Here is a 20,698-nt window from a genome sequence, read left to right as displayed (position 1 = left end):
GTCCGTAGTGGGCGGCGTAAGTGTTACAACCTGCTTGACCGGATTAGAAATCGCCAGCGCAGGCTCACAAGGACCGTCCCTGAGGGTGAGAACTTCGCTGGTCCACAGCGAATCCATAGCACCGACCGTCATCAGGCGGCATCCTAGGTGGCCAATCTCTACTGCGAATGGACGCTCATCGGAGGTCTGCTTGGTTGCTCGATTCCCTTGCCCCACTGAGTGCGGTTTTCAGTTGGCGGAGCGACCGACATGCGATAGCCACCGGTCAGCCGCCACTCGGCGAGCGACGGGCCCAGGCCGAAGGCGAGAGCAGTCGGTATAGCTGTACCAATAAACGCCTCCAGAGCTAAGTGAAATGGCAGCAGTGCTAACACTCCTGCCCCCATTAGTCCACCAAGTAGAACTGCCAGGGGCGCAGTATAAACATGGTCGTGCTTAGAAAGCAGCCAGCGCCCCGTACGCAATCTAGCCCATAGGCTGAGCGGAGGCGAGCAATGCGGTCGGTAACGAATAAAACGCATCAAGGCGAGCGTAACCGCCGCCACTAGCGGAATGCCCCACGCCAAACTGGCAACTAGTGCGAATTCTTCCTCGCTGTAATCGCCAACGGCAGACTTTATCGTTTCCTGGATTGTGAAGACAGTCATTGCTGCCACCCAACCCCACAGGCAAGCGAGGTAGAGGATTTGTCTCGGAGTGACTTGCGTCTGGACGTCAAACTCTTCCCATGGATGAACGCGAGGCCACAGGTTGTCGCGTCGCTCTGGTCTCTTGGTTTTTGATCCCAAGAACTGGAATTTCCATCCCGGCAAGTTTTCCCAAGGAAATGAGTTTAGCGTTCTCAGCCAAGCCCACTGACAAACGGCAGTGATCACAAAAAGTAGGGCAAAGACTGGCCAATCGATCGAATCGGTGATGCTGTAAAAAATTGCCAACGGCAAAAGCGATGCTGTAGTAATACAGAAAAAAGTCGCGCCGTCTTGCCCGCTACGATAGTTGGTCGCAATGAGCACACCAGAATAGGTGCCCAGAAACGCCAGCGCGACCGCCCAAGGTGCACTATCCACAGGCCTGACCACAGTACCAACGAGCAACAACACGAGGTCGAGTACCGTCAAGCGGACCGGACCAAGTGGCAAGGGTTTCTCGGGACTCCAGGGAGTCGTCAACAGCCACTGGCGATACTCGTCTTGGTAGGCTGGATTCCCTTGGACCGCACGACTGATTCCCAAGAAGAAAAATCCGAGCAGAAGAAAGAAACGGTAGGCAACTAGGTAGCCGCCTGTCCAAGGAACTCCGTACCATTGTGTGACGACGTGGGCACAGAATGTCTCCACGACAATAACCAAGAGCAGAAAAACAAGGTACCCAAGCAAGAATGGGTGCTGTCTTAGGAACCTGTTGGTAACTTGTCTTAGGTGATTCATGGGAGCTCCTCAAAGTAGCTCTCAATATTGGCCAGCGCATCGGGATCAAGCATCTTCTGTAGGGCTTCCTCGAGACTCTCGCCCACACCCGCGGCGCGTTTGATATTCTCCACCGTATCGAACGTCGCCAGTCGCCCCTCGCGGATGATCGCCACGCGGCTGGAAAGCTCTTCCACTAGCTCTGGCACCGGAGTGGTCATAACGACGGTCACGTCTTGATCTTGCGCTAGCCGTTTGAGCACTCGCTTCAATGCCAGGATGCCAGCTGGATCAAGCCCTCCTGAAAATGGCTCGTCGAGCAATAGATAGGGTGCTTCAGTGATGAGCGCGCTGGCCAGCGCGATTTTCTTCTGCTGACCGGCAGAGTAGCTATTGACGGGCCAGTTACCTTCTTTCTCTAAATGAAACAACTTGAGCAGTCGCTCCGCGTGGTCCATCGCACCGCTGGCCGGAATGTCGTAGAGCTGAGCGGCAGCGAGAATGAAGTCGCGCCCGGTCCACGAAGTTGGCAGCCAGGGCTTGTCTGGCAAGTAGGCGACCTTGCTGCGGATCGCCAGTTCTCCCTCGGGAGAGCTGCGGCGCCTGACACCGTCGAACTCCACATACCCCTCCTGTGGAGCGAGGATTCCCGCCAAGGCCTGGATGAGCGTGCTCTTGCCCATTCCGTTCGGGCCAAGCACGGTGACCAACTCGCCCGTGGCAATCTCCATAGAGATGTCGATCAGTACCGGGCGGACACTGTAATGTTGCGTAAGGTTGACGACGCGAATCATGGGTTCCTGTGATTAGTAGACGGGAGCAACTTCTGAAGGGTATTCGTTGAACAACTCCCTTTATAGCCGCAAATCGCCAAAAATCCTGCCAGAGACTCGCACCTACTCCGCCAACAACTCAATCGCCCGTTGCAGCTGCTGAGCGTCAGGCAGCCGTTTGATTCCCGCCTGGAGAACCGCCCGTGCGGCAGTGAGATTGCCATTCTGGTCGTGCGCGCTGGCGAGGTTGATATAGTTTTCTTCCAACTCAGGGCGCAATCGCAGGCACTCCTTGAAGGTCTCGATAGCGGCGGGCCACGCCTGTTGCTCGTAGTAGCACTCGCCCAACAGTCGCTGCGCGTCGAATCGCTTGGGCTTTAGCGCAATGGCTTGCTCGAAAGCCAAAGTCGCCTGGGGCAGCGCTTGCTGACTTAAGTGGAGTAGCCCTAGCTGGTAGTACGGCTCAGAAGAGTTGGGCTTCAAGGAAGCAGCGCGTAGGAATTCTTGCTCAGCTGTGTCGAACTCACCCGTGGCTTTAAGCACATCGCCCAACGCTAAAGCCGTTTGGTAGTCCTTTGGCAAGAGCTGAGCGACTCGCTGCATTTCTTTGAGCGCCTCGATCGGGCGATCATGTCTACGCAAGAACTCCACAAGCTGCTGACGTGGTTCGGCTAGACTTGGCTGGCGGCGAATTGCTTCGCGGTACATCGCGTCCGCTTTTTCAGGGTTGCCCTGGCGGTCGTAGACGAAAGCCAAATCAGCGGCAGGTTGGAATTCTTTGGAATTCTTTGCGACTAAAGGCTCTAGGAGTTCGCGGGCCGCTTCCAAATCCCCAGAGCCCATCAGAACTGCCGCAGCATTAAGATGGATGTTCGCAGCGTTGGGACGCAGACGGACGGCTGCTCGAGCAAGCCGCACCGCTTCTACCTTATTCCCAGCTAGGAGTTCCGCACGACTTCGCAATAGCTGTACTTCGGGTAAATCGGGTGTTAGCTCGGCAAGTCCTTCTCGAATCTCAGCCTCCCGCTTGCCGGTTTCGCCACTCAAGAGTTTTCGCTCACTTAGTAACAAGCCACAGGCCAACACCGCAAACACGGCCCATTTCGCTGTGTGCTTCATCGCTGGCACGGAGAGTTCCAGTCGTGAAGCGCTGGATTGCGAATCGACCAGATTCTGCTGTGTGCGACGGTCGCTCACCTTCCAGATGAACCCATCAAAATAGAAATGCAGCAGCGAGGAAGTGACAAACAAGGCAAATAGCCACTGGTAGGCATCGTTACCACCGGAAGTAAAAATGTAGCTACTGGCGTCGCCTGTGAAGTAGCGAATCGAACTATAGGCCGCGATCAAAGCCAAGTAGATGCCGAGCATCGAAGCACGATCACGAAACAGAAAGCCTAGCCAGCCAAACCGCTCGCCGGCACGCTCAAAGAGCCTCCGATTGTAGATCCACACAATCGCGAAGTATTGCACCGCGTGATAAATCTCGAACATGGCGAGACCGATCAGTAAATTGGTGGAGAGGCGCCCCGTGTACCAATAGAACCAACCGGTGCTCAACGCGAGCAGCAGCTTCACCCCATTCACTGGGCGACCTTCGCGCCAGCGAACGAAGAGGTTCACGACGTAGAGCAACCCGACAACCGTACCCGCCAAGCCGACGGTCCAGCGCACCGTGGTAAGCCACTCCGGTCCGAATACCGGCAGCCCCGCCTGCCACATGGCAGTAGCGATACCGAACACTCGGGAATCGCTAAACACTACGCCCGCGATGAACATCACAAGGCACAACGCATGATCGAGTCGCGCTTCGCGCGGCTTTGTCTCGCCGAGTTTCACATCGTAGATGCGCATGAATCCATAAGTTTGCATCAACCCGTGCCATGTACCCCACACAAGCAGAATGAGTTCCAAACCATGCAGATGCCCCCACGGCAAATCCAACCGCTGGGCAAGCCAAGCCGGTGGAGAGAACAGCAGAGCCAGCAGAAATAGTAGTGGTGGAGCAAGCAGGAACCGCCAGCGGAACCTAGCGAACAACTCGCGATCCCCGTAGGCACGCATGAACCCGGGCAGATGATGCCCCAACGAAGCGAATGAAATGACCGTCAGGGCGACTTTTTCAGGCGATACCCAATTGCGTACGACCAGGAGCACGGCCGGTACGATCACCAACGGGGTCGCGACTAGGTAAGCCAAGTCCCAGGCAGGAGAGATAATCCACGCCCGTCGAGGAGCCTCCTCCGGTGAGGACGAGCCGATTTTCTCCGGCGCGGCACTTTCAGCACTGGGAACGGCGGTGGACACGGGGCGGTCAGCCTCTCGGGCGATTCATAGCGGAAACGGGGAAAATCTGGTCACTTAACCATTATGACACTCACTAACGGCCCGGGGCGTTGGCGAGATTGACCCAGGGCAAGGGAAACCGGCCTATTTGCTTGGATTTCCGACCTGCTCCGTTTATGCTGGAGGATACATAGCTGCTGGAGAATGCAGCTGCTAGAAAGTCAACTCGCCGGCCGCTGCGGAAATGGTATGGAGCTGACTGTACGGTTCCGGCCACTTCCTTGATTCAAAACACCTATCGTTCTTGGTAAATCCCATGATCTTGGTAAATCCTATGCTAAAACGACTTTTCACTTATGCAGCAGTTGCTGCACTGATCCTCGGCACTGGCGTGCTCGGTAACGCGGAGCTACTCCTTAGTGGAGCCATTGCGGCGGACCCTGCCGTCAGCACCCCAGCAGATTCAGCGGCCCAGGAAGCGCTCGTCGATTTGTTCGACGCCATGGACAAGGATTTGGTGGACGTTAAGTTCGTCGCCCGAAGCGCGAGCAAGGGTCGTATTGTGATGACCAATCGCACCGATAAGCCACTCAACGTCAAACTTCCCGAAGCCTTCATTGGCGTTCCAGTACTCGCCCAATTTGGTGGGGGTGGGCAAGGTGGCGGTGGTTTCGGTGGCGGTGGCGGTGGCCAACAGCAGAATGTCGGTGGTGGCGGCGGTGGTTTCGGTGGCGGCGGACGCGGTGGCGGTGGACGCGGCGGCGGGCGAGGCGGGCGAGGCGGCGGATTCAACTTGCCGCCAGAGAAAGTCACGCGAGTTGATGTTCCTCTGCTGTGCTTGGACCATGGAAAGAAGGACCCTAGTTCCAGCAAGCCTTACGACATCCGTCCTATCGAGAATTACATCGATCGCCCAGAAGTTATTGCCGTTGTAAAGGGTTATGCCAATGGCGAACTCCCTGCTGCGGCTGCTCAAGCGGCAGTTTGGAATCTCAACAACGACGTGAGCTGGCAAGAACTCTCGGCCAAACTCACCGGCACAAAACGCCATGCGGTTCGGAGCTCTTACTTTAGCAACGACCAGATCCGCGCCGCGGTTGCCATTGCGGAGCGAGCGAAGCAAATGACCTACGGCCAAGAAGTCACGCCGAGAAAGTCATTGCGGAAACCGACTGAAGAGGTATCGCCAGGGGAACTGGAAGAAACTTCACCGGGCGAAGTAGCTGAAGAAGCTAAGGTCGAGGTAGAAGCCGAATCTGAGGTTGCGGATTCCGAAGTCACGGTGGAAGCAGTTAGCTAGAAAAGCCCGAGTCACTTTAGCAGTTGAAAAACCGCGCGAGCCAACTCGAACTATCCTGTGCCTGCGGGCTAGTGCCAACCTGGTAACGTGCTAAGCTGCGGCAGGCAACTGATTGCGGCGTAAGGCAGCTAGTAGCTGCTGAGTCTCTTGCTGCTGTTCGCTACGATCGGCCTGCCATTGCTGCTCCCTACGCTGGAACTCGCGTGCCTGCTCGCTCAATTCTTGTTCGCGAGCGACCAAGCGGGCGGCTTGTTCTTCGAGGTCTTTCTCCCTCATGTGCGACCAGCGCTGTAGTTCGCGCGATCGCTCGGAGAGGCGGTCGTGCTGTTCGCCAAGATCGCAGCGAACCGCTTCCAGCTGTCGGCGCTGCTGGCTCACTTCTTCGGCAGCTAATTTGTAGTGATCGGCAATGCGTGCCCGCACCATCGAGATCGAACGGCTAAGCGTTGCCGGCGCCAACACACCCTGCAACTGCTGCCAAGTCTCTTCCGTGGCCAAACGCATTTCCAGAGCTTCACGCTGGGCGTCGCGTAATTCGCTGGTGAGTTGGTCGCAAGCGAGTTGGTGCTTGTCGAGTTCCGCCTCCCGACGCGCTAAGTCCGCAGCGCGGGCATCCTGCTCACGTTGACGGGCTTCATTCTCGCGATTGAGAGTGCGACGCTCTCGAACAATCTGGTTCTCAAACTCCAGACGCTGCTGCTCGATCGCCCGCTGATCTTCAGAATTCTTTTTCTGCTGCTCAGCCAGCAGGGACTCCGCATTGTCGAGATATTTGCTTCGCTGTGCGAACTCTTCGGCCTGTTGCTGCAGATCGTCCATGCACTCTTCGACAACGCCAAGCCGGTGGAATCTTTCTAACGCTGTCTCAATCTCGCGTTGTCTCACAAGTAAGCGTGACTTACGTTCCTCGAAGTCTCGACTGTTAGCCTGTTGCTGATCGATTTTACGATTCAGTTCCGCCCGTTCGAATTCTAACTCGCTGGCTCGCTCGCAGAGCTTTTCCTCAGTTTCAGCGAGCATCGCTTCACGCTTGGTAAGGTTGGACTCTCTAATCTGATGGTCTTCCTGCAGGCGATCGAAGGCGAGCCGTTGCTCGCTATGGCGTTCTTGCTCGACATACAAAGCCGCTTCACGCTCATCGAGATCGCGCTGCCGCTGCTCGCACTGTTTACGAGCGGCTTCTGACTCTTCCTCACGCGTGCGAGAAGTCGCTCGTTGGAAGTCGAGTGCATCGTTCTTAGTTTGCTGTTCGGTGAGGGCGATCTCCAGCTCCAACTGCACTCGCGTGGCAGCTTGCTCGCGTGCCTCAACCTCGGCCAATCGTTCGGCGAGTCCTGCGGCGGCACTGAGCGTTTCCTCAGCCGCTTCCCGCTCTTGCTGCAGCGATTCGGCCTGCTCAGCCAATTGCTGATCGCGTTCGGAGAGTACTCCTTCGCGTTCTTCGATCCACAGGCGAGCATTGCGAATGCGGCTGTCGAATTCTGCCTCTTGCGAGTTGAGACGGGACTCACGACGGTCCACTTCGCTAAGTTGTGTCTGTAAACGCTCAGCGAGATCGGCCGCATGTTGTGCCAGCACTTGAGGCGAGCCAACCAGCTTGGGTCGACGTCCTTCCTGAAGGCCATCAAGCTGTTGGCCTTCTAGTGGCAAAGGGGCAAGCCCCGCTGACAACTCAGCTCCGGTGCCAACCGCTGCAAATTGAGGTGCATTCAAGACGGAAGCCTGCGGCGCGCGCTCCTCATCGCCATCGCGGCGCATGGGGTGGGCATCGTCGATGCGCAGCTCGAGGGGATCTATCGGTCTGATTTCGTCGGCTTGTTGTTGGTCACTTGCCATCGAAGCTTTCTCGCTGCAGTACAGCTCTGTTGCTATGTCGCGCACCCTGCGCAACCGCTTGCGCAGTGGTTGCCTTGTAGAGAAGTATCGTCGCGCGGGGCTGGTAAACTTTGCTGATTACAACGTTTTTTCCAGCAGGCAGTGCTAGCAGGTTAGATTGCCGTAAGTCGCGAAGCGAGTTTGGACATACGGAGCGCTCGACCAATAAAAAAGCAGCACCGAACTTGTGTCCGGTGCTGCTTGCGTTGCTAGTAGATGGCTGAGGGGATTTAACCCTTGGCGGCATCGATTGCTTCCTGCAGACGAGCCTTCGGCTGGACGCCTACGAAGCGGTCGACCACTTCGCCGTCCTTGAAGACCATGATTGTCGGAATACTGCTCACACCGTAGTTCTGAGCAGCATTCGGTGCATCGTCTACGTTGAGCTTGGCGACTTTCGCTGAACCTGTGTTCTCGCCTGCAAGCTCCTCAACCACGGGGGCTATCTGACGGCAAGGACCGCACCACGGGGCCCAAAAGTCTAGAAGGACTGGCTCGGAAGATTTTGTGACTTCGTTCTCAAAATTGTCGTCGGTGATTTCCAATACACCCATTTCTGGCCTCTTTCTCAAAAAAATCTTTTGGCAACGACGAGCCAGCATGCTTGGCCAGCAAAAAACCGTCGTTGTTACAGTTAGGTACGAAATCCGCAGGGAAAGGTTCGCCACGATCGAAGATGAACGATCATCCCGGGACACCCGCTTAGTGGATACCCCAGTTACCCCGGCAGAATAGAAGGATTATCGCACCAGTTCGGAGGACCTGTCAACGAGTGAGGCGGCCGAAATCGCACCTTTAGGGTGTCCATTCTAGTAGAGTCCGCAGGGGAATTGCCTAGAATCCCTGACGCGTAATAATCATGCGTAGACCACGCTAAAACCAAATCTCCGCTCTCAAGGAATTTCAACCATGGTACGTACCCCTAGCACCATGCTGCCCATTGGCACCGCTGCCCCTGATTTCTCACTGATCAACGTAGATAGCAAGACCGTTTCGCTAGCGGACCTAGCCGACTCTAAAGGGCTATTGGTCATGTTCCTCAGTAACCATTGCCCTTACGTGAAACACGTGGCGGACCATTTGGCACAGTTAGGGGCGGAAACCATGCAGAAGGGTATCGCCGTGGTGGCCATCGCCTCCAACGACGTGGCGAACTACCCGGCCGATTCACCGGAGCAGATGGTGGCCGAGGCCGAAGAGCGGGGCTACCAGTTTCCTTATCTCTACGACGAGACGCAAGAAGTCGCGAAGGCGTACCACGCCGCCTGCACGCCAGACTTCTTCTTGTTTGATGGCGATCAGAAGCTCTACTACCGCGGCCAACTCGACAGCAGCCGCCCTGATAGCGGCATCCCGGTAACGGGTGAGGACTTGCGCGGTGCGATAGCTGCACTGCTGTCTGGTCAATCGCCTCCCGAGAATCAAATCGCGAGCCTCGGCTGCAACATCAAGTGGAAGCCGGGGGAAGAGCCCGACTATTTCGGTTGATTGGCTTCGGTCAGATTCTTCTTAACTTTTGACGGGAGTAACACGCGAATCGGCAGTCAACTGCCGGACCATGGCCTCTTGACTGCCCAACTGCTCACTCAGTTCGCGTTGGCGACTCGCCCAACTGGGCCTTTCTGCCATAGCGGGGCAACGGGCTAGGTAATCGGAACAGCCGAGTTCGTCCGCGATGGGGGCGAGTTCTCCGTAGAGCTGTTGGACGACTTGCGAAACGGTCTGCACCTCGAAGGAGTACGAATCCACGAGTTTTGCGTCGCGCCCAAAACGTGCAGCACGCCATTTGTTTTGAGCGACCATCATGGGATGGCAATCGTGCTGGTAAGCGCCGTCGTCGATTTCCTCGGAGAGGGCTTTCACCAAGCATTGGATAAGCGCGGCAATTGTGAGCGTATCCTCTAAATTACCCGGCATGTCGCACACGCGCACTTCCACGGTGCCGAAGTTATGATGCGGACGAACGTCCCACCATATTTCGCGAATCGTATTGATGAAGCCTGTTTCTTCCATGTGGCTCACAAGCCACACGTATTCACTCCAATTGCGCATAAGCGTAGGTAGACCAGCCGTCGGGAGGCCCTCCATGACCTTCGAGCGGAAGGAGTGCAGCCCCGTGTCGCGGCCTTCCCAGTAGGGGCTACTACTGGAGAGAGCCAATAACGCAGGCAAGTGTCGCAGAATGCGGTCGCAAACCATGACCGCCTTATCGCCCGAATCCACGCCGACATGAACATGAAGCCCGAACGTAACCAAACGACGGGCTAGCTCCTGCAGGGAGTCGACCAGCCCGTAGTAGCGCTCGTTCGGAGTAACAGCTTGCTCTTCCCACCGCGAAAAGGGATGGGTAGCGCCCCACCACAGACGGAGATCCTCTGCATCAGCAGCTTGCTCGACAAGTTGCAATTTCCTGCGCAGGTCGGCTTCCGCCTGAGCAATCGTCTGGCAAACGTCGGTGTTGATCTCCATGACCGACTGCATCAACTCGGGTTTGAAGCACTCGCCTGCCGATTTGGGCAATCGACTACCGAGCTTCTCGAACGAATTAGATAGTTCCATCGACTTCTCGTCGACGATGCCGAGTTCGAGCTCGATGCCGACGGTTGGTTCAGGATTCGATGTAAACGAAAGCTTGGCCATATTGGGAATCACCCCTGAGATCTGAGTTGTCACTACCCAAGTGGTGGAACTTCGTCATCTGGACTGAAATTCACATTCAGGACTGCATGCCAAAACGATAGCGTGAGCGAGTATCTCTACTCCATGCGCCAAAGCCGACTCATCGATATCGAATAGCGAAGTATGAAGCAACGTATGCTCAGTTCCCGGTTTGGCGACACCGAGGCGGAACATAGCCCCGGGGCTCTCTTCGAGATAAACTGCGAAGTCCTCACTGCCCATGCTGGGGCGAGGGATCTTTTCGACTTGTTTGCTGCCTAGCGTATGTATGGCAGCTTTTCTTAACAATTCAGTCGCTGTCTGGTCATTCAGAACTGCCGGCGTGTCGGCTGGAATTTCCATCTCGATACGTGTTTCGGTGATCTCCTCGACGCCGCGGAGCACTTGACGAATGTGATCGATCGATTTGGCACGCACCTGCGCATCAAGTGTGCGGAGCGTGCCTTCGACTTCGACTTGCTCAGGGATCACATTGGCGTTTTCACCGCCGGCAATACGGCCGATGGAAAGCACGGTGCCGTCGAGGCTGTCGTTGGCGCGAGGCACAAACTGATAGAGCGAGCTGACAAGCAAGGCAGTTGCCGCGATTGGATCCTTCGACTCATGGGGCCGAGCGCCGTGCCCCCCCTGGCCGATGACCGTGAATTTGATGGCGTCGCAACTGGCAGTGAGGGCCCCTTTGCGAATTCCTACGACGCCTGCAAGTCGCTTAGGATCGACATGCAATGCAAATATAGCCGCTACATTGTCCATCACACCGGCGGCAACCATCGCTTTAGCGCCTGTTGCAGTTTCTTCTGCGGGCTGAAGAATCGCTCGCCAGGCGAGCGGCCAAGGTACTTGGCCCGCTTTCTCTAACCGGCTTAGCACAGCGGCCACGCCATAGGCCATCGTGGCGTGGGCATCGTGTCCGCAGGCGTGCATGATGCCGTCGTTCTGACTGCGGTAAGGCGCCGTCTTTTCGTCGTGGATTCGCAGGGCATCGATGTCGCCCCGCACAGCGATGCGAGCACTCCCGGGAGCGGGTGAGGAGTTGTCGGCCACCACTCCACAGCCCTCAGGCCCCATTGCTACCGTGAGGCCGAGTTCCGAAAGACGCTGGTAAAGCAGTAGGCTCGTATCAAACTCTTCACCACTAGGCTCTGGATGCGCGTGGAAATGTCGGCGAAGCTCAACCAATTCGTCCGCGATGTCCTCGACATGTTGGTGCAGTTCTTGTTGCCAATGGTCGGGCATCTTCGAAAATTCTTTTGGCAAATGAATGAGGAATGCTTAGCTGAAACAGCGATGGCTTTCCATCATTGTGCTACAGCCCACTATCTTACAAATCAACGAATTCGGGAACAACTAGTTCGGGAAGAATCCCCTGTTCGTGACCCATGGCCAGGAATTTCGCAACCGACTCGCGTCCTTTGGGTCCAAAGTCGAGTGTCCAGTCGTTGACGTACATGCCCACGAATTTGTCCGCTTTGGCGTTGTCAAGATCGCGACCATACTGCAGAGCATAGTCAAGCGCCTCTTGGCGATGATCAAGACCATACTTAATGCTGTCGTACAAGTGCTTCTGCACATCGTCGATCACGGAACTGCCCAAATCTTTGCGAATGGCATTGGCTCCTAGCGGTAAGGGCAAGCCGCCGGTGAGGTCGCCCCACCAGACGCCCATGTCTACAACAAGCTTCAGGTCTTGATCGCCGTAAGTAAGCTGACCCTCGTGGATGATAAGCCCGGCATCGATTTGCTTGCCTTCGAATTCGCCCGCTGCAACCGCTTCGATGATTTGGTCGAACGGTACGAGCACGTAATCGAAGTCTTGTTCCAGGCACATGCGCAAGGAAAGGAACGCGCTGGTGAGCTTACCTGGTACAGCGATGGTGCGAGTCTTCAAATCTTCGACACTGCACGCGTCGCGTGATACAACCATGGGCCCATAGCCGTCGCCCATGCTGGCTCCGCACGCGCACAAGAGATACTTCTCGTGCAGGAACGCATAGGCGTGGATACTGATGGCAGTGAGTTCCAACTCGCCTGTAAAAGCTCGCTGGTTGAGTGTTTCGATATCTACAAGTTCGTGCGTGAAGTGATAGCCGGGGGTCTGAATGCAATCGTTCGCCAAGGCGTGGAACATGAAAGCATCGTCAGGATCGGGGCTATGGCCAACGCGGATCAATTGCTTCGTTTCGGTGGCAGACACGGTGTTTCTCACTATTCTCTGGTAGGCGTAGATATGACTCGCAGAATGTGACTCGTCACAGCGACGATCATACGACAGCGGGGCAAGGATCGTCAAACGGCCAGCCGCTTGCGGCTTAGCTGACATCGCCTTGACGACTGCTCGACAAGAACCGCAAGTGAGCTACGAACCTTCACCCAAATCGCAAGGAATCAGCACACTTGAAGCGGAAAATGAAAGAACCGCATTGGATTCAAGCTTCGAAAGAGAAGCTCTCGACTAGGTGATTCGCGGCAACAGGTGCCGCTGAGACATGAGGAGCAGGAACCCCGGCGTTCGAGGTAGCCGTGGGCTCCGGCGAAGTCGTGTCCGCGCTAAGCAGGTCGCAAGCGAGCTTCCAGGTCTCTCGCTCATAGGCAAGCAGTGTCATCGACTTATCAAACCGTTTCAAGTCGTTGTTAATTCTGCTGGCGGCGATTTCGCGAAAAAGAAATGCGTACTGCTCTTCCAGTTGCTTGGCGATGGCGTGGTCGCTTTGGGCAACGCCTAGGACAATCGCTTCCAGAATATCGAGGACCTTCCCGAGAAATCGCTCTGTCTCACTAAAGTCCATCGTCTGCGTCCATGCCTGTCGTGCCTTCGTACCGAAGCGCAAGGCACCATCGAGCAGCATCAGTTGCAACTCCGGCTGCGAAGCGGTTGTGACTTTCGATGTGAGGTACTGCGATTGGGAATGGGAGTTGTGAGACATGATGGACGAAGCTTTCGAGGGATCTTACGGGAAGTACTTAATGGCTGACTCGCTATCGACTCCTGATCACAGCGGAGCGATCGGCTGCAGGCTAGCCAGAGCCTGTTGGCCTTGCTGCAGGTTGGAGATAATTTGTTCGAGTTGGAAGAATTCGAGCAACAGACGCTCGCGTTGACGCTCCAGCGAGGCATCGAAATCTTCCAGTCGTAGGTTGTTCGAGTCGATCGTGAGTTGCAACGTATCGTTGCGACGGTCGAGCAGCGAGCTATCATCGCCAGCGAGTCGTTCGACCTCTGTTGTGAGCTTGGCGACGACGCCACTCTCTGCATTAGTAAACAGCTCCCTAATGCTGCTCGGGTCGTCACTGAACGCCTCTCGGAGCTTCGCGGAATCGAGTTCCAGCTTCCCCTCCGAATTGACTGCAAGGCCGACTTCTTCGAGCGACTGAAAATCTCCAACGCCGAAGAATCGCTGCGTAAGCACCTGCGAAAGTCGTGTATCGACTTGCAGAGCTTCATTCGTGCCAAACAACAAACCCGTGCTGAGGTCGTCGGCATTGAAATCGGTGAACGTGTCGAGGTCGTCTCGGACCGCGTTGTACGCGTCCACGAGGTCCTGGACCGTGTCCACAAGTTTCGTATCGCTCGAAGCAACGGACACCACAATAGGGGTATCGCTAGCCGCTTTCACGGTAACGTCGACACCACCAATGACGCCCTCGAATTTGTTGTCCGCAGAACTGATTAATACACTGCCACCAGGTACGGTCACATTGCCGTAGGCAAGCAAAGCATCTTCCGCCTTGGCAATCTCCGTGAAGGAGAACGTGGTTTCGCCATTGTCTATGAGTAGTTCGTTTGCGGCACCCGACTTATCGGCCACGATGGAAAGCCGATAGCCGACGCCATCGAAAACGGTCGACGCAGTGACACCTGCGTTGAGGTCGTTGATCCGTGCGGCCAGGGCGTCTAAGCCTGATTGGGCTGAGGTGCCAGCCGCAAAGGTGCCCGCTCCGTTGATGGTCTGCACATTGCCCGAAGTGCTGACCTTACCATCAAGCTTCAGGTCTTCTACGACACTAGACTCGTTGATCGCGGTAACGGTCAGGTCGCCTGAGCCACCTGCGTTATCAGTAAGCTTGATCCCTGTACCTGCCTCATTGATTGAAGCGGTGACGCCGACGTTGAAGTCAGATGCCTTCTGATTGATCGCGTCGACCAGGTCACCCACGGTCGAGACGCCCGCCTCAGAACCGTTGAGATTAATCGCGATGACATTTCCACCATTGGAATCGGCAATCGTGAAAGTACCCCGAGTAATACCCGCCCCCCCATTCAAGTCTGAAAGCAAGACCGACTCACCTGTCGAGGTGAGGTTCGACACGTCAATGGTTTGCACGGCCGTGCCGTCAATGACTTGTGTGTCCGTGCCATTGATATCAATGGTTTCACTGCCACCTGTCAACCTCAGCGACTGCGCGATATTGCCACTGATGTCGCTGATTCCAAGGGAGCCGACGCCGCCCGCTTCGTCAACTACGACAATGCCGTCACCCGTGTCGTTGATTCGAGCTGTCACACTTGCTGCGAGGCTATTGATTGCATCAATCACATCGCCCACTGTCACGGCTTCATTGCCCGCGCCGTTGAGATCGGCAGCCGAAGCAACGCCATCGCTATCAGTAACTCGAATGTCACCAAGTTTGACTCCTTCGCCACCATTGAGCGACGAGAGCAATGTGGCCTCGCTGAGTGTTTGCCGGTTGAGGGTTCCACTGTTCACGGAGTCAACGGCATCGTCAACTTGGATACCCAGGGACTCAACCGATGTACTTCCGTCGGCATTGGCAATCGTAAGGTTGCCTACGCCGCCGGTGTTATCAACGATCGAAATGCCGTTGCGAGCGGAATTTACTGAAGCGGTCACGTCGGCTGTAGAATTGTTGATCGCATCAACAACGTCGCTGAGTGTTTCCGCAGTGCTCAAATCGATTGAGTTATCAACGGTTCCGTCGCGATCAGTAATGGAGATCGTTCCCAAAGTGTCAAAGCCTGAGCCGGCATTCAAGGTCGATAGCAGCGTCCCTGCCAAGCCGGACACTAATCGTTCGCCAGAGACCGTAGCACCAACCGCGTTGTTCACGATGCCTAGATCTTCGGCAGCCGAGCTGCCCTCGGAGCTCTCGATGACGAAAGCTCCCCCGCCACCGGTAAGATCTGTGATCTCCAGTCGGTTGCCATCAGCAGCAATTGCTGCTGAAACATCTCCTGGTGAAGCGGCATTGATCAGATCAACGACTTCGCCAAGTGTTGTCGCAGTACCGAGGTCGATATTGAGAGTTGCTGAACCGTCCGTAAGGGTGATCTCAAGATCGTTAGCACCTTCTGCTGACAGCCGCACGCCGTTGTTGTCGTTGAGCGACGTGAGCTTCGCGTTGTCATACAACGTGAAAATGTCATTTCCGGTAATAGTATCGGCAGCAATCTCGATGCCACCCAGCCCTAAGTTGGCCGCGGTCGTGCCGCCGGCAACCTCTTGGACAGTGAGATTCCCACCACCGCCGGAGCTATCCGTTAGAGTGAGAGCGTCGCCTGAAACGCTGGCCGTGACGTCAATCGTGGTGTCCGCGTTGATCGCATCGACCACATCGTCGATGGATTGTGCGAAGCTCAGGTCGACGACGGCATCCTCGCCGCTGCGATCGGTGATCTTGATTTTCCCTCGTTGAACACCCGCTCCACCATTGAGCGAATCCAGCGACACGCCTTTGTCGACGAATCCGCCGAATTGAAATGAGAACGTGCCTGTACCAAAGTCGCTCTCCAGGCTTTCAAACTGACTACTGATGAGCTGCTGTGTTGAGGCGACGCGAACTGGCTGGATAAGAAACTCGCCAATCGGTGGCGTTACTCCGGTGGGTACGGATGCCGTGAGAACATCTTCATTACTGGAAGTCGTTTGCCGAGCGTTATAGACGTCCAGCGAGTCCAGCTTGTTCACAGAGAACTGAAAACTCGCCAGCCTCGTGCCCAGGGTGTTGAGCGCGAACTGCTGAGACTGCAAGCCCTGCGTACGGCTTGCCAGAGTGTCACGCGGCTGACCAGCCACGGCCATTAATTGATCGACCGTGTCTGTGATAGGCAGACCGGTAATCAGACCGACATTGGAAGTAATTCGACCCATAGGGTGGGGGTTATCGAGGTGGGCTATTGTGTTGGAACTGCAAGGAGGGACATGACGCAGCTATTCGGGTAGGAACCGTGTGCAAGTACAGCGGCCACTACAAGTGTAGGTTGCAGAATGACGCAGTGACGCTACGAGCGCGCAAGGCTTCCCTGAGGTCAAATCCAGGACCTATCGATTTCATCGGCGAGAGCTACCCAATCGCTACAGTTTATCTGGTGTGCGACGCGGGATTTTGCCGCTGAGCTGGGAGTCACCAAGCAATAAAAGCCGGCTCGATCCGTAAGGGATCGAGCCGGCTAGTCGTTGGTATGCTAGACGCTTGAGACTACCGAGCCGATTTTATCGGAGTAGTGCCAAGACGTTTTGTGGGTTCTGGTTGGCGATCGAGAGGACCGTCGTACCGGATTGAACCAGAATCTGCGAGCGTGTGAGCGCGGCCGATTCGGCAGCGAAGTCAGCGTCGCGGATCGAACTTTCCGCTTCAGTCAGGTTGACCAAAGTGTCGTTCAGGGCGTTCTTGTTGGTTTCCAAAGTCGTACGTTGGAAAGCACCCAGACGACCACGTAGGCCAGTCACTTGGTCGATCGCTTCTTCTACGATCTTCGCAGCGGTATTGGCGTCGGTGCTAAGCTCAGCCGAACCACCGGTACCTAGCTGGAACAACTTGCCACTAGCACCCCCCAAGCGGGCAGTGTTTACCGAACCGATGCCGAGGCGAGCTTGTTGGTTGCTCACCACGTCTGGACCGAGTTGGAACAAGGCACCACCATCGTCAATGGTGAAGCTAGCTGTCCCTGTAAAATCAGCAGTCAACGTTGCTTGCAAGTCGAGTGAAGCGGTGTTGATCGATAGTTCATTGCCTTTGCCAGTTGCTTCAACACCGTTAATGGTTGCGACAATGTCCGAACCCTCGGCACGTTCACCATCAGCAATTGCTGTGGTGAATGTTCCTGCAGCCGTCGTGCCCGTTCCTTCGCTAAGTATATTGATGTCAACGAGCGATTCGCTACCGTACGTGCTGGAAGTAAGCTCAAGAGTTGTACCATTGGCAGTTGCTGTCACGCCTGTCGCGTCGCTGACCAAGTTGATACCTTGTACCAGGTCGTCGATGGAGGTGTTGGCACCAAAGCTCAGAACTTCCGAACCATTCGACCCCGACAATTCAAGAACCACTGCGTTCGCGATACCACCACCTGAGTCAACACCGGCAGTCGTTGCACCTACATTCACGAGTGTAGGATCTGTATCGACAGTCGTATCAAACTGACCATCGCCTGTCGTGTCAGTGAGGGTTGCTGTGAACTGAACGTCGTCGTCGGTTGCGTTCAGCTGCGTTTCAATCTCAGCAGCCAAATCGGCAAGATCGACAGCGGTATCGTCGTCAACGCTAATAGCAAGAGTCGTGCCGTCGTCAGTAACGGAAAACGCTCCAGCACCTTCATCATTTGTGCTAACAAAGGTTATTGCACGATCAAATGCGGTACCATCATTGGCAGCAGCAATCGTGATTAGCGCGTCGACTTCGTCAACACCATCAACACCGCCACTGGTGACGTCTGTGTTCGTTGCAATATCACCAGCGATCAGGTTGTTTGTAGCGCTAGAGCTTGACGTAAAGTCAGCACCGCCGTTGAATGCCTGAATTGCGGCAGCAATGTCATCGGATCCAACGCCACCAGTGACGTCAGCGTTGACGGTAAGCACGCCAGCAGCAAACGTAACTGAGTCGACACCGTTGGCAGTGCCATTATCGTCAACAATCACAACATCAATATCATCACCTGCTGTTCCTGCAGCAGCGCCACCAGAGACTGCTGTTACAGTGATTGTGTCCGACCCACCAGTACCAACAGTGAAGGTACCAGTGGAAAGGACTTCAGCAACGGCAGCGGTGGCAAAGGTCAAGGTACCATCGCTGGAGGTAACACCGGCGATCTCGACAGGTACATTATCCACATCGACCTGAGCCTGCGTAGCAGCAGCACTCACGTTGATGTCAACACTCACTGAGCCCGTCGCACCGAGATTCGCTTGATCGATCTTAAGGTCCGATACGTTTGAGAAGTTGGTACCGGCAGAGGTAACAAAGTCCAACGAACCGTCCAACAGTCGGCGACCCTGGAAAGTAGTAGTTTGAGCGATGCGGTTAAGTGCTTCCAACGAGCTATCAAGTTGAAGCTGGTTAGCAGCAACTTGCTCCTCGGAGAGAGCACCTGCATTGGCGGATTCAGTGACCAGACCGCGGATGTCGTTCAGCAGCGAGCTGACCTGTCCGAGCGAACTGTCAGCGGTAGCGATGACCTGAGTGGCACGCTCCGTATTGCTGATCGAACGACGAATCGCAGTAATGTCGCTACGTAGGTTTTCGCTAGCGATCAAACCGGCTGGATCGTCTTTGCCTGTGTTGATTTTAAGGCCTGTGCTCAAACGCGTCAGAGCTTCGTTCAAGCCGGAGTTCGAACGACTCAGAGTATTCTGGGCAACGAGCGAGCTCACGTTAGTGTTGATTCTTGACATTGTGTTTTACACCCCTGTCTTGAAATTTGAATCGTTTGTCACTCGTAGCGACTTGTTGGTGTCGGGAACACTCGTCCAAGTGCTGTGGGCGACATTTCTACGGCGCCGAGGACCTTGCCTCGCAGTTTTCACCGAAATCGATATGTCACTGCCGATGATCCTCGGCATCCTCGCCCTCTGCGGGGCTGTTGCCGGAGAATCTGACTTCAAACCGTAGGTCGCTAACAGGCGACAGGCGTGATACAAAATCAGTTTTTCCGCTTTGAGCCCCACTGCTGCTCAAAGTAGCTCCCTGGGGAAGAGCTAGCACCACAGCAAAAAGTGGATCATCTAGCGTGTTTCATCGACACGGCAAGATAGGAGCGTTAGGGCGACCCGGCCCAAGTTGCCAGCAATTCCACAGAGACAAACTTGCAACCAATAGAATCGCTACAGCCCGACTTTGAACGCTGCAGGGAATGGCGGTTGCCCGTTGAGAACGGCGGGGTTTGCCCACCTTGGCGAATCATTCTGGCAATACGAGCACGAAGCGCCAGCGAGTGAATAAGTTGCGTACCGTGACAACATTCACTAACTTGCGCTTCGTGCTGGTGTTTGACCAAGCAACTTACGAGCGTTGATCCTTAGGGATTTTGTTCAGCGAACGGACTTCATCAGGCCGCAGCTTGGCGGCTTGCTCGTTCTCGCGGCGAATCGCTTCGTACACTTCACGACGATGTACGGGGATTTCCTGAGGCGCGTCGATCCCTAGCTTCACCTTATCGCCGCGCACGTCCACAATCGTGATGACTACGTTGTCACCGATAATAATGCTCTCGTCGCGTTGTCTGGATAGGACCAACATGGCAAAACCGCCCTGGCAGCCGTTGTGGCCGCGTTGATTTGGAAAACTCGTTGGTGAGTCTTGGGATGTTTGTGAATGGGTAACGGTAGCGATGCTCTCTAGGCCGTCCGGCGTAGAACTGTCTGGGGAACAGGTAGCAATCGCTGGACGGGCAACGGGTCGCGGGAAACCACTTGGCATCCACGACGATTCTCTACATTGACTACAATCGGGGCACGCAGGTTCAGGCTGAAGCCCTCCTCGTGCCGGCTGACAATCACCACCACTTGGGCGTCGCCTTCGGCCTGCAGGTTCAAATCTTGCAAATCCTGGCGGGCCGCTCGCAGTTGGTACTCCGGCACGAATCGTCGCGGGCTGACAATGCCCATGGCTACTTCGGGAGTATCAACGCTCTGCAACCAACCCAGCGTCGGACAATCAGCATCCGAGAGCAGGCACCAACGCCGCAACTCGCGAAATCCAACGATTCCTTGCTCGAAGGTAATCAGATCCTGCGGCAGTACCCGCAACACGCCAAATCGTGAGGTCTTTACTTCCATGTTCTCAGCCCAAACCTTCCTGGTTTGCCCATCAATCAGTTAACTCTCTCCACGGTATTCATCGTAGGAGCCGTCGACTAGGCAACTTGTACCTATCTGGGGCCTCCGTTGGTGTTCTTCGTCTCCGGCGATCGAGATTGGCCAGCGAAAAGAGTAAAGTTCCACCCGATACGCGAAACCTACGCCTTACCAGCCAACAAGTTTACCTAACCGGAAGGGCAATCTGGTCCAACAGTTGGGAATATGTCGTTCTCGTGGTAATGTTTTATAAACCGCCGAACTTGCTTGCCGCGAACATACACGGCAAGCAAGCTCGGCGGCTTACAAATACGGTATGCCTCTGGAGAACTTTCTCCGCGGTTAGCGAAA

16 protein-coding genes are annotated in these 20,698 nt (G+C 55.5%); 3 read left to right on the top strand and 13 right to left on the bottom strand.

Annotation, left to right across the window (positions count from 1 at the left end; all coding sequences use genetic code 11):
• Positions 1-158: 158 nt before the first annotated feature.
• The 3 genes from HG15A2_RS07700 to HG15A2_RS07690 form a co-directional block, all read right to left on the bottom strand.
• Positions 159-1,427 (bottom strand): hypothetical protein, encoded by a 1,269-nt coding sequence (locus HG15A2_RS07700; protein WP_145059408.1) that lies wholly within the window; start codon positions 1,425-1,427, stop codon positions 159-161.
• Positions 1,424-2,200 (bottom strand): ABC transporter ATP-binding protein, encoded by a 777-nt coding sequence (locus HG15A2_RS07695; protein WP_145059406.1) that lies wholly within the window; start codon positions 2,198-2,200, stop codon positions 1,424-1,426. The genes HG15A2_RS07700 and HG15A2_RS07695 overlap by 4 nt, the downstream gene beginning before the upstream one ends.
• Before the next feature lie 102 nt (positions 2,201-2,302).
• On the bottom strand, positions 2,303-4,486 hold the full coding sequence (locus tag HG15A2_RS07690) for a tetratricopeptide repeat protein (RefSeq protein WP_145059404.1): 2,184 nt from the start codon (positions 4,484-4,486) through the stop codon (positions 2,303-2,305).
• Positions 4,487-4,799: 313 nt separating this feature from the next.
• On the opposite strand from HG15A2_RS07690, the gene HG15A2_RS23860 reads away from it, so the two are divergent.
• On the top strand, positions 4,800-5,765 hold the full coding sequence (locus HG15A2_RS23860) for a hypothetical protein (protein WP_218932397.1): 966 nt from the start codon (positions 4,800-4,802) through the stop codon (positions 5,763-5,765).
• Between the two features lie 90 nt (positions 5,766-5,855).
• Here HG15A2_RS23860 and HG15A2_RS07675 read toward each other — a convergent pair whose 3' ends face one another.
• Complete coding sequence (locus tag HG15A2_RS07675; RefSeq protein WP_145059400.1) at positions 5,856-7,601, bottom strand: coiled-coil domain-containing protein; 1,746 nt, start codon at positions 7,599-7,601, stop codon at positions 5,856-5,858.
• Positions 7,602-7,870: 269 nt separating this feature from the next.
• Positions 7,871-8,194 (bottom strand): thioredoxin, encoded by a 324-nt coding sequence (gene trxA / locus HG15A2_RS07670; RefSeq protein WP_145059398.1) that lies wholly within the window; start codon positions 8,192-8,194, stop codon positions 7,871-7,873.
• A gap of 355 nt (positions 8,195-8,549) precedes the next feature.
• Here trxA and HG15A2_RS07665 point away from each other — a divergent pair, with 355 nt between their 5' ends.
• A complete protein-coding gene (locus tag HG15A2_RS07665) occupies positions 8,550-9,128 on the top strand; it encodes a thioredoxin family protein (protein WP_145059396.1) in 579 nt (192 codons plus the stop codon).
• 21 nt (positions 9,129-9,149) lie between these two features.
• On the opposite strand, the gene HG15A2_RS07660 is transcribed toward HG15A2_RS07665, so the two are convergent.
• From HG15A2_RS07660 to HG15A2_RS07635, 6 genes are all read right to left on the bottom strand, one after another.
• Entirely contained in the window at positions 9,150-10,280 is a 1,131-nt protein-coding gene (locus tag HG15A2_RS07660) for a carboxylate-amine ligase (protein WP_145059394.1), read from the bottom strand.
• Between the two features lie 54 nt (positions 10,281-10,334).
• Positions 10,335-11,555, bottom strand: coding sequence for a M20 metallopeptidase family protein (locus tag HG15A2_RS07655; RefSeq protein ID WP_145059392.1), 1,221 nt, complete (start codon positions 11,553-11,555; stop codon positions 10,335-10,337).
• Between the two features lie 85 nt (positions 11,556-11,640).
• Entirely contained in the window at positions 11,641-12,513 is an 873-nt protein-coding gene (locus HG15A2_RS07650; protein WP_246117904.1) for a menaquinone biosynthesis family protein, read from the bottom strand.
• 232 nt (positions 12,514-12,745) lie between these two features.
• Positions 12,746-13,243, bottom strand: coding sequence for a flagellar export chaperone FliS (locus tag HG15A2_RS07645; RefSeq protein WP_145059388.1), 498 nt, complete (start codon positions 13,241-13,243; stop codon positions 12,746-12,748).
• Between the two features lie 66 nt (positions 13,244-13,309).
• Positions 13,310-16,426 carry a flagellar filament capping protein FliD gene (gene fliD, locus HG15A2_RS07640; RefSeq protein ID WP_145059386.1) on the bottom strand — a complete coding sequence of 1,039 codons (3,117 nt, stop codon included), beginning with the start codon at positions 16,424-16,426 and terminating at the stop codon, positions 13,310-13,312.
• A gap of 342 nt (positions 16,427-16,768) precedes the next feature.
• Complete coding sequence (locus HG15A2_RS07635; protein ID WP_145059384.1) at positions 16,769-18,946, bottom strand: flagellin; 2,178 nt, start codon at positions 18,944-18,946, stop codon at positions 16,769-16,771.
• Between HG15A2_RS07635 and HG15A2_RS07630 the strand changes: the two genes are divergently transcribed.
• Positions 18,930-19,163, top strand: a complete 234-nt coding sequence (locus HG15A2_RS07630; RefSeq protein WP_145059382.1) for a hypothetical protein — start codon at positions 18,930-18,932, stop codon at positions 19,161-19,163. The genes HG15A2_RS07635 and HG15A2_RS07630 overlap by 17 nt on opposite strands.
• A 390-nt stretch (positions 19,164-19,553) precedes the next feature.
• Here the strand turns inward: HG15A2_RS07630 and csrA are convergent, their stop codons facing one another.
• On the bottom strand, positions 19,554-19,790 hold the full coding sequence (gene csrA / locus HG15A2_RS07625) for a carbon storage regulator CsrA (RefSeq protein WP_145059380.1): 237 nt from the start codon (positions 19,788-19,790) through the stop codon (positions 19,554-19,556).
• A gap of 98 nt (positions 19,791-19,888) precedes the next feature.
• Positions 19,889-20,329 (bottom strand): flagellar assembly protein FliW, encoded by a 441-nt coding sequence (gene fliW / locus HG15A2_RS07620; protein WP_145059378.1) that lies wholly within the window; start codon positions 20,327-20,329, stop codon positions 19,889-19,891.
• Positions 20,330-20,698: the final 369 nt, after the last annotated feature.

It is taken from the genome of Adhaeretor mobilis (genome assembly GCF_007741515.1).
Classification (GTDB): Bacteria; Planctomycetota; Planctomycetia; order Pirellulales; family Lacipirellulaceae; genus Adhaeretor; species Adhaeretor mobilis.
This window is presented reverse-complemented; position numbering and strand designations above follow the sequence as displayed.

Coding starts and splice junctions, on each gene's coding strand:
- HG15A2_RS07655 (WP_145059392.1), bottom strand. CDS start 11,555: ATGCCCGACCATTGGCAACAAGAACTGCACCAACATGTCGAGGACATC.
- HG15A2_RS07635 (WP_145059384.1), bottom strand. CDS start 18,946: ATGTCAAGAATCAACACTAACGTGAGCTCGCTCGTTGCCCAGAATACT.
- HG15A2_RS23860 (WP_218932397.1), top strand. CDS start 4,800: ATGCTAAAACGACTTTTCACTTATGCAGCAGTTGCTGCACTGATCCTC.
- HG15A2_RS07700 (WP_145059408.1), bottom strand. CDS start 1,427: ATGAATCACCTAAGACAAGTTACCAACAGGTTCCTAAGACAGCACCCA.
- HG15A2_RS07665 (WP_145059396.1), top strand. CDS start 8,550: ATGGTACGTACCCCTAGCACCATGCTGCCCATTGGCACCGCTGCCCCT.
- fliW (WP_145059378.1), bottom strand. CDS start 20,329: ATGGAAGTAAAGACCTCACGATTTGGCGTGTTGCGGGTACTGCCGCAG.
- fliD (WP_145059386.1), bottom strand. CDS start 16,426: ATGGGTCGAATTACTTCCAATGTCGGTCTGATTACCGGTCTGCCTATC.
- HG15A2_RS07675 (WP_145059400.1), bottom strand. CDS start 7,601: ATGGCAAGTGACCAACAACAAGCCGACGAAATCAGACCGATAGATCCC.
- HG15A2_RS07645 (WP_145059388.1), bottom strand. CDS start 13,243: ATGTCTCACAACTCCCATTCCCAATCGCAGTACCTCACATCGAAAGTC.
- csrA (WP_145059380.1), bottom strand. CDS start 19,790: ATGTTGGTCCTATCCAGACAACGCGACGAGAGCATTATTATCGGTGAC.
- HG15A2_RS07695 (WP_145059406.1), bottom strand. CDS start 2,200: ATGATTCGCGTCGTCAACCTTACGCAACATTACAGTGTCCGCCCGGTA.
- HG15A2_RS07660 (WP_145059394.1), bottom strand. CDS start 10,280: ATGGCCAAGCTTTCGTTTACATCGAATCCTGAACCAACCGTCGGCATC.
- trxA (WP_145059398.1), bottom strand. CDS start 8,194: ATGGGTGTATTGGAAATCACCGACGACAATTTTGAGAACGAAGTCACA.